Origin of the sequence: Haemophilus influenzae (assembly GCF_001457655.1) — a bacterium.
Lineage (GTDB): Bacteria > Pseudomonadota > Gammaproteobacteria > Enterobacterales > Pasteurellaceae > Haemophilus > Haemophilus influenzae.
The window spans coordinates 593,867-606,756 of the sequence record NZ_LN831035.1; the positions used below are offsets into that span (position 1 = coordinate 593,867).

The following is a 12,890-nucleotide window of genomic DNA, read 5'->3' on the forward strand; positions in this document are numbered from 1 at the left end:
AATGTAATAAAAAAAACGGTGAAATTTCACCGTATTTTTTTAGTTAAATAATCTTCTTTGTTTCCGTGTTTTAATCACTTGTGCGATTAACAATAATGTGAGAATAACCACATATAGTGAAAAAATAACCACTAGCCATTGCACCATCGTTAAACCAAATAATGACCATTGGCTTTCATTACAAGAGCCAGTTGGGTTAAATATAAATGGAAACCATTGATGAAATGGTAAAGTCTCGGGAAAATTTGGAATAAACTCACATTGTTTCCAAGGAGCTGGATTCATTTGCAAATCAAGATGACGAAATGAAATCAATAAGCCCTTAATACTGCTGAATAAACCTAAAGCCAAGGCGATTAATCGAAGTATGAAAGCAAGAGGTTGAAGTAATGCAATAATGCCCGCTACAAATAAGCCAATCATTGCTAAACGTTCATAAACACAGAGCACACAAGGTTGTAAGCCCATTCCATATTGGAAGTAAAGTGCGGTGGATTCTAAGGCTAAACTTGAAAAAGCCAATAAAAACCACACAAAACGTTTTTCGGAAAATTGTTTTAATAGCGCGAGCATTTTTTCTCCTTAAATTGGCAAAATTAAACCTAAACTTGCTAACCAAATTGTGGCAGCTGGTAAAATAAATTCAATAGCCAGTAAACCAATGATTGAAAGTACAATCGTGTAAGGTAAAGCCATATAAACCATTCTGCCATAAGAAAGGCGAATTAATGGCGAAATTGATGAAGTCAATAAGAATAAGAAAGCAGCTTGCCCATTTGGTGTTGCAACTGATGGTAAGTTTGTACCTGTATTAATGGCAACAGAAAGCAATTCAAATTGATGCGGTGCAATTACTCCATTTGTCAGTGCAGCTTTAGCTTCATTAATATAAACCGTTGCAACAAATACATTATCAGAAATAGAAGAAAGCAAGCCATTAAACAAATAGAATAAAGCAAGTTGTGTATTTTCTTCCGCAGAAAGAACGAAGTGAATAATTGGTGAAAAAAGTTTTTGATCAATAATTACTGCAACAACAGAAAAGAATACAACGAGCAATGCAGTAAAGGGTAAAGATTCCTGAAAGGCTTTACCGATAGTATGTTCATCCGTCACACCAGTGAAAGACGTAGCAAAAATGATGATACTTAAACCAATTAAACCGACTGCGGCAAGATGGAATGCTAATCCAAGAATTAACCAAATTGCGATTAACGCTTGCATACCTAATTTAATTTTATCTTGTTTAGACATTTTTTCTGAATTAGTGCGATCTAAGTCTGATAAGACTTTCCACACTTCGTCTGGTAATTTCTCGCCATAACCAAATAATTTGAATTTTTCGACCAAGAAACAAGTGAGTAATCCGCAGATAAACACAGGAATAGTCACGGGTGCCATACGGAGGAAAAATTCCATAAAGTTCCATTTTGCTTGTTCTGCAATAATTAAGTTTTGTGGTTCTCCAACAACGGTCATTACACCACCGAGTGCAGTTCCTACACCCGCATGCATCATTAAACTACGTAAGAATGCACGGAATTTTTCTAAGATTTCGTGCTGTTGTTCAATAATTTTTCTATCGTCTGAAATATCAACCGCATCAATTAAATTATTGCCTGATGCAACTTTGTGATACACACCATAAAATCCCATTGCGACACTAATGATAACAGCAACAACCGTTAAAGCATCGAGAAAAGCCGATAAAAAAGCAGCACTAAAACAAAAGGCAATAGAAAGTGCAATTTTAGAACGAATTTTGACAAGTAATTTAGTAAATACATAAAGCAGTAATTGTTTCATAAAGAAAATACCTGCCACCATAAATATCAGTAGCAAGATCACTTCAAAGTTTGCCATAATTTCTGCTTTGACGTGTTTGGCATTTGTCATTCCAATAATAATAGCTTCAATTGCTAATAGACCACCTGGTTGAAGAGGGTAGCATTTTAATGCCATTGCCAATGTGAAAATAAATTCTGCAACCAGTAACCAACCCGCAATAAAAGGACTAATAAAAAAGAAAACAATTGGATTTATAATAAGAAAAACTACAATGGCAAGTTTGTACCATTCTGGACTTGCCCCAAGAAAGTTTTTCATAAAAGCCTGAATGTTTGTCATAGTGAACTCCATTATTTTTATCACGCGAACATTGTAATATATCCCCCTTTAAAGGATAATAAAAACCAAGTAATTTTTTTATAAAATTGCATTTTTTTTGATTTTTATCTGATTTTTAATTGTAATGCAAAACAATAACGACATTTTAAAAGCCCAAAGTCCAGCAGCTTTAGCAGAGGAATATATTGTAAAGAGTATTTGGCAAGATGTTTTTCCTTCGGGCAGTAATTTGCCATCAGAACGTGATTTAGCCGATAAGATTGGTGTAACTCGCACCACCCTACGTGAAGTTTTACAACGTTTGGCTCGTGATGGTTGGCTAACAATTCAGCACGGCAAACCCACCAAAGTAAATAATATTTGGGATGCTGCAGGGCCGAATATTATTGAAACCCTAATTGCTTTGGATATGCAGTCCGCGCCCTTAATTATTGATAATATGCTCTCTTTACGTAGTAAAATGTCGGAATCTTACATTTATGAAGCAGTAAAAAATTCCCCTCAAAAATCAACCGCACTTTTTGCTGAATTAGAGCAATTACAAAACACAGCACAAGATTACACAGAATTTGATTACCAATTATTTCGTCAATTTACTGTTGTTGCCAACAAACCCTTTTATCGTTTAATTTTCAATAGTTTAAAAGGCGTTTATCAGCGAATAGGGTTGTTATTTTTTAAAGAAAAAAAACACCGTGAATTAACAAAGCAATTTTATTTAGAAATGCAACAAATTTGTCTTGAGGGAAATGCAGATGCAGTAGTGGATTGCATCCGTAAACATAATTTACGTTCTTCAACCTATTGGAAAGCCATTTTAGAACGATTGCCACAAAATTTATCAGATTAATACTGGAAGCGAATTTAAGAAAAAAACATAAAACTTTTCTTATAATTACAAAATCATTTTCACCAATTTATCTGCTTTAATTCGTGCAAATTTTTTCAAAAGTTTTTGCACTGGTTCTGGGTATTGATTCAATTCTTCTAATTCAGAGTAATGTTTTAATACTTTTGTATGTTGGCGAATTTGGTTTTGCTCTTTTTCCACTTGGGCTAAAAGCTGTTGTTGTGGATCGTAAATTAATAAGCCATTTTCTGCATCCAAACGCCATGCTCGAGGGTTAAGATTATTGCCCGTCAATAAAATATAACGGTCATCTACCCACACACCTTTTAAGTGGTAGGTATTATCGCCATCACGCCATAAACGCACCACAAGCTGACCATTTTCAATTTGAGTCTCAAATTTTTCACAGAAACGGCGAAGATTACTTTCATAAAGATAAGGTAATGCCCCCGCCATTTTGAATGGTTGTTCTGGTGGAATGTAAAAATCGTTTGCGACTTTATCGCCAACAATAATTTCTACTTGTTTACCGCTTTCCAATAATGTTGCTATTTTATGTTGCAATGTGCGTGGGAAATTAAAATATGGCGTACAAATCACCAATTTTTCTTGTACTTGTAAGAATAAATCTTCAATTACTTGATTTAATTCGTTGCCCGATGCGCCTAAGCCAAACAGTGGCGATACGCTTAAAACATTCGGTAATTTCACCGCACTTTTTAATGAATATTCTCCATTTTGAGCAAGGTCTTTACGATAAGCTCGAATATTACCGCGGATCTCTTTAGTACGAGGGCGGTTGGTCACATCAAGTGGATAAACTGCACTGAAATCTAACAAGTAATCATTGATGAAATTTACCATTGAATCAGCTAATTCGGCATGAGTGATTTTTTGATAGCGGTCGTAACGATATTTTTCAAATTGATGAAGATAGACATTATTAATACTTGCACCGCTATAAAGCACCGTATCATCAAATACAAAGCCTTTGACATGCAATACACCAAAAACTTCTCGCGTATTAATTGGCACGCCAAAGAACATATTCGGATCATCAGGTAACTGATAAGTTTGGCGTTGCTCGCAATACCAGTCTGCATTAGTGGCAGATTTTTCCGCCCCTAATAAATTGCGTTGTGCACGATGCCAATCTATGAGAATTTTTACATCCAAGTGTGGATTTTCTTGCTTCACGCGATAAATTTCATCGAGAATTTCCTGTCCCGCTTCGTCTTTTTGCCAATAAAGTGCGGTGACATAAATACGTTTTTTTGCGTTTCTGATTAATTCAATAATTTGAGTTTTAAATTCAGCCGAGCTACCCAAAAATTCAATTTGCTCAGCTTGCAAAGCAAGGAATGGCAAATTATTTAAATTTTGTTCAGCTCGTTTGGTTTTATTGATTAACATAATCCATCTCGTGATTAAAGACTAGTGCGTTAGTTTACAATATTTCACGTGCTTATTAATAGAAAAAAGGCTTTTTTTCGTTATAATGCTCACAAATTTTAGCATTTTTTGGCTAAAAAACAGCCATTTTTACTCAGGGAAACCCTATGAACGACAAACGCAAACCGTCTTTTCAATCCGCAGGCAAAACCTTTCAAGAACGCTCAGTAGGTGAAAAATACAGAGAAAAACCAAGCCAAAATCGACCGCACTTTAATGATAAATTTAATGGAAATAGAAACGAAAAATCTCGTTTTCCTCGTGATAAACAAGAAGTGAAAGAAACTAGAATTAAGCAACTTTCTTTATCTCGCGCACCATCAAATAAAAATACAGAACAACCTAAGGTTCAAGTGACAATAAAAAGTACGGGTACGGTTTATAAAACGAAAGAAAAGAAAACTGGTGCGCTTTCTCCTCGTGCGCCTGAAAAAATTAAGAAAAACCGTGCGGAAGAAATGAAGGTTTACGGTGAAAATGCCTGTTTAGCTTTATTTGCAGAGCGTCCTGAAAGTATTGTTCGATTGTGGGCAACCGTGCAAATGTCACACAAAATTGGCGAGGTATTGAGTTATTTAGCCGAAAACAAGAAGGCTTATCACGTTGTAGATAGTGAAGAATTAGCCCGAGTGAGCGGAACAGAACATCACGGTGGCATTTGCTTATTGGTGAAGAAACCGCGTGCTTTCACGTTGCAAGGGTATTTGGATATTCCTCATAAAGAAGATTGTTTAGTGCTATTGGACAACGTGAATAATGCACAAAATATCGGAGGTGTATTGCGTACTTGTGCTTATTTTGGCGTGAAAAATATTGTCGCCGATAATGTGGAAAATCTGTATTCGGGAGCCTCTATGCGTGTAGCAGAAGGTGGCGCAGAATATATTCGTGTGTTAGAAACGGATGATATTGATTCGGCTTTGATGCACTTGCGTAAATCAGGCTATCAAATTATTCACGTATCGCACAATAAACAAGGCGACCCATTGGATAAAGTGCGGTTAAAAAATAAAGTGGTTTTTGTGCTAAGTGAAAGTTCTACGGAAAGTTTAGCGACGCCAGAAGATACACAAGTGCGTTTAACGCTCGCAAGTCCAATTAAATCAGGCTTAAACATTGCAGTGAATGCGGGTGTGTTGTTAGCGAAGTGGTATTTTAGATAGTGTATGATTAAAGGGGAAACGATTTCCCCTTTAAAATTTCAAATAAAAGTCTTTAGTCAATTCAATAAACGCTTCAGTGTATTGATTATCCGCATCATAAATTACCAATTGATCTTGCATTAAAACTTCGGGTTGTTTGGCAAAGGTAAGCAACATTCTCTGGGGCGTTTTTCCTATTTTAGTGATGACATTCGTCTGTTTTATGCAAAAAAGTGCGGTGGATTTTGTGAGCGTTTTGCCTGCATCATAAGGCAAAACAAAACTTATTTTCCCATTTTCCGACAAGCGTGTTGCAGCCCATTCTAACCAATTTAAGTGGCTTTGCTTGGTATAACGAGCCAATTCTCGTTCTTCATTTTTACAAGCGATACCTTGTTCAAAATAAGGTGGATTTGCCACAATTAAATCAAAGGTTTGTTCAGTGGTTTGTAAAAAATGTTGTATATCCGCTTGAGTAAGTTGAATGCGATTTTTCCACACTGAATTATTGATGTTTTCTTGTGCTTGTTTTGCTGCAATGGGATCCAACTCAACCGCTTGAATTTGACAGTTTTCTTCAGTTCGTTGTGCTAACATTAAAGTCAATAATCCTGTGCCACTGCCCATATCTAAAATATTTTTACAATGCTTTACATCAGCCCAAGCACCTAACAAAATGCCATCAGTGCCGACTTTCATGGCACAAGAATCTTGATTGATATGGAATTGTTTAAAGGTAAATCCGCTCATAAATTTTTCGTAAATTGACCGCACTTTCAGGTATAATCCTCGACGATTTTAACAAAGAACCGCACAATAATGAATTTATCCCAATTTGAACAATTCGATCTTTCTCCAGAACTTTTAAAGGCACTTGAGAAAAAAGGTTATTCCCGCCCAACAGCTATTCAGATGGAAGCCATTCCTGCCGCAATGGAAGAGCGTGATGTATTAGGCTCTGCACCAACGGGAACAGGGAAAACCGCTGCTTTTTTATTACCTGCGCTACAACATTTATTGGATTATCCACGCCGTAAACCAGGGCCACCGTGTATTTTGATATTAACACCAACCCGAGAACTGGCAATGCAAGTGGCTGAACAAGCGGAAGAATTAGCGCAGTTCACCCATTTAAATATTGCGACAATTACAGGTGGTGTGGCGTATCAAAATCACGGTGATGTATTCAATACCAATCAAGATTTGGTGGTGGCTACGCCAGGTCGTTTATTGCAATACATTAAGGAAGAAAATTTTGATTGCCGTTCCGTTGAAATGCTGATTTTTGATGAAGCCGATAGAATGTTACAAATGGGATTTGGGCAAGATGCGGAAAAAATTGCAGCTGAAACCCGTTGGCGGAAACAAACTTTGTTGTTTTCTGCAACCTTAGAAGGAGAGTTATTGGTCGATTTTGCGGAGCGTTTGTTGAATGATCCTGTGAAAGTAGATGCGGAACCAAGTCGCCGTGAAAGAAAAAAAATCAACCAATGGTATTATCACGCAGACAGCAATGAACATAAAATCAAATTGCTCGCGCGTTTTATTGAAACTGAAAAAGTAACCCGTGGAATTGTATTTGTTCGCCGTCGTGAAGATGCGCGTGAAGTTTCTGAAACATTGCGTAAACGAGGCATTCGTTCCGCATATTTAGAAGGCGAAATGGCACAAACTCAACGTAACAATGCCATTGATAAATTGAAATCAGGTATTGTGACGGTATTGGTTGCAACAGATGTGGCTGCGCGTGGTATTGATATTGATGATGTAAGCCACGTGATGAATTTTGATTTGCCCTATAGTGCGGATACTTATTTGCATCGAATTGGACGTACCGCGCGAGCTGGCAAAAAAGGCACGGCAGTCTCTTTTGTCGAAGCGCATGATTACAAGTTGCTAGGTAAAATCAAACGTTATACTGAGGAAATTTTAAAGGCGCGCATTTTAGCAGGTTTAGAACCTCGCACTAAGCCACCAAAAGATGGCGAAGTGAAATCTGTCAGCAAAAAACAAAAGGCACGCATTAAAGAAAAACGTGAAGAAAAGAAAAAAACAGAGGCAAAGAAAAAAGTAAAATTGCGTCATAAGGATACGAAAAATATCGGCAAACGACGCAAGCCAAGTAACAGTAATGTTTAATTAGGTATGATTTAAATTCTGTTTTATATCACACTAGCAATGTGGGTTTCTTGTATTGGTATTAACTAAATTACGCATTAATAAAGCGTAATTTAAGTTAATATCTTGTGGTACATTTAAGAATACAAAATGCCCATCACCTAGTGCTGCATCAACCGTTTCATTTTTACGATTTAGCATTTTTTCAATTTTGAAATTAATATTGCCTTGTGGTGTCATCATTTCTACATTGTCGCCAAGTAAGAATTTGTTTTTTACTGCTACTTCAGCCATACCTTGTTCGTTACGTTTGCCCGTAAATTCACCGACAAATTGCTGACGATCAGAAATAGAATAGCCATATTCGTAGTTTTGGTATTCATCGTGCGTATGGCGACGTAAGAAACCTTCGGTATAACCACGATGCGCAAGGGATTCTAACGTATCCATTAAGCTTTCATCAAATGGTTTGCCTGCGGCTGCATCATCAATGGCTTTGCGGTAAACTTGAGCCGTTCTTGCACAATAATAAAATGATTTAGTACGGCCTTCGATTTTTAAAGAATGCACACCAAGTTCGGTCAGTTTTTCCACATGTTGTACGGCACATAGATCTTTTGAATTCATAAAGTAGGTGCCGTGTTCATCTTCAAACGCTGTCATTTGTTCGTCAGGCTTTTGTGATTCGGTATAAAGGAAGACTTTATCTGTTACTGTGCCATCGCCTAAGGTTGGTGCTACATTTTTCACTTCGATTTGTTGAGCAGGATCGATTTTCGGCACGATGTTGCCTACTTCATCCGTCGTGCCTTCTTCCATTTTGTATTCCCAACGGCAAGCATTGGTGCAAGTGCCTTGATTTGGATCGCGTTTGTTGATATAGCCAGAAAGTAAGCAACGGCCAGAATACGCCATGCACAACGCACCATGTACGAAAATTTCGAGTTCAATATCTGGCACTTGTTGGCGAATTTCAGCAATTTCATCTATTGAAAGTTCGCGCGATAAAATCACACGAGTTAATCCCATTTGTTTCCAGAATTTCACTGTTGCCCAGTTTACCGCATTGGCTTGCACAGAAAGATGAATATCAATATTAGGGAAATTTTCACGCACCAACATAATTAAGCCTGGATCAGACATAATTAAAGCATCTGGTTTCATATCGATGACAGGTTGTAAATCTTTAATAAAAGTTTTGAGTTTGGAATTATGGGGTGCAATGTTTACCACTACATAGAATTTTTTGCCAAGGGAATGGGCTTCATCGATCCCGATTTTCAAATTGGCGTGATTAAATTCATTATTGCGTACACGTAAGCTATAACGAGGTTGGCCTGCATAAACCGCATCTGCACCATAAGCAAACGCATAGCGCATATTTTTAAGAGAGCCTGCAGGGGAAAGTAATTCTGGTTTGAATTGGGTTGTCATAATATTCTCTTTTGTCTGATTTCAGGTCAGGGATTTACTCAAGGTAAATCGTTAGGTGGGGTATTGTAGAGAAAATATTTGGCTTGTAAAGGAAAGTGCGGTTAAATTCTTAGTAGAATTTTATGTAAAATTTAACCGCTTAATAGGTTGTATTTAATTCCTCAAATCTTAGGATAGTAATTTATCTTTCGTTTCTGAAATAAACCATAATCCAATCAAGCTCAATACAGCGTTTAGGGTTAAATAAATCCCCACACCTTTTAAGCCGTAGTGAGCATTCAGCGGTAAGGCAATGATTGCCGCAACACTTGCCCCGAATAAACCTGCAATATTATAGGTTAAAGAAGCACCTGAATAGCGGGCGTGAGTAGGGAAGAGTTCAGGTAAAAAACTTGCTAATGGTCCATAGCCCATTCCAATTAACCCCATACCGATGAATAAAAACCAAAACAGACTGGTAGTTGTACCGTTTTCGAGAAATAACGGCAAGGATAAACCAAAAATCGCAACGCCAACGGTTGTCCAAATGAGCCAAATACGGCGACCAATTTTGTCGATATATTTGCCCGAAGCGGCAATGGTAATAGCCAAAGAAACCGCACTTGCCATCAATAAAGCGGTAAAAATTTGCGGAGAAAATCCTAATCCCATTGCGTATCCTGCCTCTGAAACCGTTGGGGCAGATTTGGCGTAAATTTGGCTAAAGGCAATCATAATGTAGAACAGCACATAGCCAGCAATGCAAACCAACATTCCTAAGAAAAACGGCTTGAAATAAGTAGTGACAACTTCCAACATTGGTAAGCGTTTTGGCTGCGGTTTATTGAGTGCCGCAAGGAAAATCGGGGCTTCAGTCAGTTTTAGGCGAACATATAAGCCAATTGCCACTAAGATAACGGAAGATAAAAATGGTATCCGCCACGCCCATTCAGTCATAGCTTCTTGCCCGAAAATCGCAGTAATGCCTAAGAATACGCCATTTGCCAACAACAAGCCAAGCGGGGCTCCCAGTTGTGGGAAAGTACCATACCAACCTCGTTTACCTTCTGGAGCATTTTCAACCGCAACTAACGCAGCACCGCCCCACTCTCCGCCTAAACCGATACCTTGCCCAATACGGCATAAACAGAGCAAAATTGTCGCCCAAATACCGATGCTGTCATAGGTTGGCAACAAACCGATAACCACAGTGGAAATACCCATCAACAGCAAGCTCATCACAAAAGTATTTTTCCGCCCGAAACGGTCACCGAAATGCCCGAACAATATTGCTCCCAAAGGGCGAGCAATAAAAGTAAGTGCTAAAGTGGAAAGTGCCGCAATCTGCCCTGAAAGTGGATCTGCGGCATGGAAGAATTGATGGTTAAATACCAATACCGCTGCCATTGCGTAAATGTAGTTATCGAAATACTCAATTGCAGTGCCGACCATCGTCGCTGTTGCTACTTGCTTTAAACTATTTTGCGTATTCATCACTTGCCTCCCGTAATGCTTTTGTTGCGGCTTGCACATTATCGGCGTGCGTAATTGCAGTAATCACTGCCACACCATCCGCCCCAAATTCTCGTAAGGTTTTAACGTGAGCTAATTTCACCCCACCAATTGCCACAAGCGGTTTAGTTATGCCCACATTTCGCAAAGTTTGAATAAATGCCATTCCTAGTGTTGGTTTGGGATTTTCTTTTGATTGCGTTGGGAAAATCGGGCCAATTCCAAAATAATCAATTTCCGCTAAATTTTCCCCAATTTTTGCCTCGTCTAAACGATTCACCGACCAACCAATAATTAGCGGTTTATCTGTTTTAGCGCGAATCTCTTGCACAGGCATATCGCTTTGCCCAACGTGAATGCCATCCGCCTCGATTGCCAACGCCAAATCAACGTTGTCGTCTACAATAAACGGTACGCCATATTCACGGCACAAATCACGACAACTCATCGCCAGTGCCTTCTGTGCTGAGGGCGTATGTTCTAACGAAAATTTGCCTTTATCCCGAAATTGAAAGCAGGTAATTCCGCCTTCTAACGCTTGTTTAAGCACGAATAATAAATTTTCTGATAAGTTCTCGCCCAAATGACGGCAATCTTGCGTGCCTGCCACAAAGTAAAGCGGTAAGATTTTTTGAATATTTTTCATCTTTCAATCCTTAAAGGCGACTGTAAGCCCAATGATTTGTCGGCCCGTGTCCTTGCCCAATATTCAACGGGTGAGAAATCGCAGCGGTAATAAAATCTTTCGCTGTTTTTACCGCACTTTGCAACGGTTCGCCTTTCGCCAACTCTGCGGTTAAACAGGCAGAAAAGGTACAGCCCGTACCATGTGTATGCGGCGTGTTGAAACGGGGGCTTTGCAAAGTAAAATGACGACCATCTGCAAGTAAAACCCAATCTTGGCACAGCTCACTTTGCGAATTGAGCGAATGTCCGCCCTTAATAATCACATTCTTCGCTCCCTGTTTTTGCAATGCTTTTGCGGCTTGTTGAATACTGATGTCGTCCACAATCGCAATCCCCGTTAATGCTTCCGCTTCGGGAATGTTTGGTGTAATCACGTCCGCCAACGGCAGCAATTTTTGGCTTAACGCACTCACCGCTTGCTGTTGCAATAAGGGTGCACCGCCTTTGGCGATCATTACAGGATCTAGCACTAGCGTGCCGAAAGGTTTATCAGCAAGAAAATCTGCAACGCATTCAATAATTTCTGCATTGCCCAACATACCAATTTTGCAACTTGCAATCTGGAAATCATTTTTGACCGCTTCCAGTTGCGCTTGAATTGTTTTCAGTGGAATAGGGTGAATATCAAATACGCCAAGTGTGTTTTGTGCAGTAACAGCTGTAATTACGGATGTACCAAACACGCCGCGCATTTGGAAGGTTTTAAGATCCGCTTGAATGCCTGCACCACCGCCACTGTCTGACCCTGCGATGGTTAAAACTTGTTTCACATTACTCATTGATGCGCCCTCTTTGTCCAATGGTTTCAGGGGAAAGGGCAGCAAGCTCGTCCAACAAACGGATTTGGAACTGTCCCACTTGTGTGGTTAAGCCTTGCGCCGCACACTCGCCTGCAATGGTGTATGCTACACAGGCTTCTAATGTCGCAGAAAAATAATTTCCTTCACTTACCGCTAAAAAAGCCGCACACACGGCACTCAATAAACAGCCCGAAGCCGTAACTTTCGGGAACAATGACGTGCCGTTGTGAACGGTCGCAGTTTGTGTGCCATCGCTGACAATATCCACCGCCCCGCTAATCAACACCGTACAGCCATAGCGTTGAGCCACTTTCTCGGCAACGGCTTTTAAATCCACTTCGCCTTGCCCTGCATCTACACCTTTTGCCTGCCACGTCTCGCCTGCAATGGCAGCCAGTTCACCTGCATTACCACGAATAAGTGCGAATTTTACTTCTGCCAGCAATTGGCGAATGGTCTCACGGCGATAGCTCGTTGCCCCCACACCAACAGGATCTAACACTACAGGAATTCCAACCTCATTTGCCGTTTTTCCTGCCTGCAACATTGCCTCCCGATCTTTACCAATCAGCGTACCAATATTAATGACCAATACTTGACTGATTTTCGGTACTTCCTGCATTTCTTCGATATTCGCCGACATCAAAGGCGAAGCTCCTAATGCCAACAAACCATTGGCACTAAAATTCGCTGCCACAATGTTGGTGATGTTATGAATGAGCGGATTCTGCTCACGGATTTTGGCGAGATAAATTGATTGCATAAGCATTCCTTGTGTTGAATATAAAA

Annotated in this window: 12 protein-coding genes; 3 read left to right on the forward strand and 9 right to left on the reverse strand. The window is 39.4% G+C overall.

The features are described from left to right. Window positions 1–39 precede the first annotated feature (39 nt). Window positions 40–573, reverse strand: coding sequence for a disulfide bond formation protein DsbB (gene dsbB / locus AT683_RS02925; RefSeq protein WP_011272043.1), 534 nt, complete (start codon window positions 571–573; stop codon window positions 40–42). 9 nt (window positions 574–582) lie between these two features. After that, window positions 583–2,127: a Na(+)/H(+) antiporter NhaB gene (gene nhaB / locus AT683_RS02930; RefSeq protein WP_038440590.1), complete on the reverse strand. Its 1,545-nt coding sequence runs from the start codon at window positions 2,125–2,127 to the stop codon at window positions 583–585. 124 nt (window positions 2,128–2,251) lie between these two features. Here nhaB and fadR point away from each other — a divergent pair, with 124 nt between their 5' ends. Next, window positions 2,252–2,977: a fatty acid metabolism transcriptional regulator FadR gene (gene fadR / locus AT683_RS02935; RefSeq protein ID WP_005659812.1), complete on the forward strand. Its 726-nt coding sequence runs from the start codon at window positions 2,252–2,254 to the stop codon at window positions 2,975–2,977. A gap of 45 nt (window positions 2,978–3,022) precedes the next feature. Here the strand turns inward: fadR and pssA are convergent, their stop codons facing one another. Beyond that, window positions 3,023–4,390 carry a CDP-diacylglycerol--serine O-phosphatidyltransferase gene (pssA, locus tag AT683_RS02940; RefSeq protein WP_005686888.1) on the reverse strand — a complete coding sequence of 456 codons (1,368 nt, stop codon included), beginning with the start codon at window positions 4,388–4,390 and terminating at the stop codon, window positions 3,023–3,025. A gap of 146 nt (window positions 4,391–4,536) precedes the next feature. Between pssA and AT683_RS02945 the strand changes: the two genes are divergently transcribed. After that, on the forward strand, window positions 4,537–5,592 hold the full coding sequence (locus AT683_RS02945) for a tRNA/rRNA methyltransferase (RefSeq protein ID WP_005686886.1): 1,056 nt from the start codon (window positions 4,537–4,539) through the stop codon (window positions 5,590–5,592). A gap of 30 nt (window positions 5,593–5,622) precedes the next feature. Here the strand turns inward: AT683_RS02945 and AT683_RS02950 are convergent, their stop codons facing one another. Next, window positions 5,623–6,321 (reverse strand): tRNA1(Val) (adenine(37)-N6)-methyltransferase, encoded by a 699-nt coding sequence (locus AT683_RS02950; protein ID WP_005656441.1) that lies wholly within the window; start codon window positions 6,319–6,321, stop codon window positions 5,623–5,625. A gap of 69 nt (window positions 6,322–6,390) precedes the next feature. Here AT683_RS02950 and srmB point away from each other — a divergent pair, with 69 nt between their 5' ends. Further along, complete coding sequence (srmB, locus tag AT683_RS02955; protein ID WP_005656439.1) at window positions 6,391–7,710, forward strand: ATP-dependent RNA helicase SrmB; 1,320 nt, start codon at window positions 6,391–6,393, stop codon at window positions 7,708–7,710. Between the two features lie 33 nt (window positions 7,711–7,743). On the opposite strand, the gene trhP is transcribed toward srmB, so the two are convergent. The 5 genes from trhP to thiM all read right to left on the reverse strand — a co-directional run bounded on the left by trhP (window position 7,744) and on the right by thiM (window position 12,864). Further along, the gene (trhP, locus tag AT683_RS02960; RefSeq protein ID WP_038440595.1) at window positions 7,744–9,123 is read right to left on the reverse strand and encodes a prephenate-dependent tRNA uridine(34) hydroxylase TrhP; all 1,380 of its coding nucleotides are present in this window, start codon (window positions 9,121–9,123) and stop codon (window positions 7,744–7,746) included. Between the two features lie 168 nt (window positions 9,124–9,291). After that, the gene (locus AT683_RS02965) at window positions 9,292–10,596 is read right to left on the reverse strand and encodes an MFS transporter (RefSeq protein WP_005686884.1); all 1,305 of its coding nucleotides are present in this window, start codon (window positions 10,594–10,596) and stop codon (window positions 9,292–9,294) included. Then, window positions 10,580–11,260, reverse strand: a complete 681-nt coding sequence (gene thiE, locus AT683_RS02970) for a thiamine phosphate synthase (protein ID WP_005686883.1) — start codon at window positions 11,258–11,260, stop codon at window positions 10,580–10,582. Before thiE ends, AT683_RS02965 begins: the two co-directional genes overlap by 17 nt. Window positions 11,261–11,270: 10 nt before the next feature. Further along, a complete protein-coding gene (gene thiD, locus AT683_RS02975) occupies window positions 11,271–12,080 on the reverse strand; it encodes a bifunctional hydroxymethylpyrimidine kinase/phosphomethylpyrimidine kinase (protein WP_005686881.1) in 810 nt (269 codons plus the stop codon). Beyond that, entirely contained in the window at window positions 12,073–12,864 is a 792-nt protein-coding gene (gene thiM, locus AT683_RS02980) for a hydroxyethylthiazole kinase (RefSeq protein WP_038440597.1), read from the reverse strand. The genes thiD and thiM overlap by 8 nt, the downstream gene beginning before the upstream one ends. Window positions 12,865–12,890: the final 26 nt, after the last annotated feature.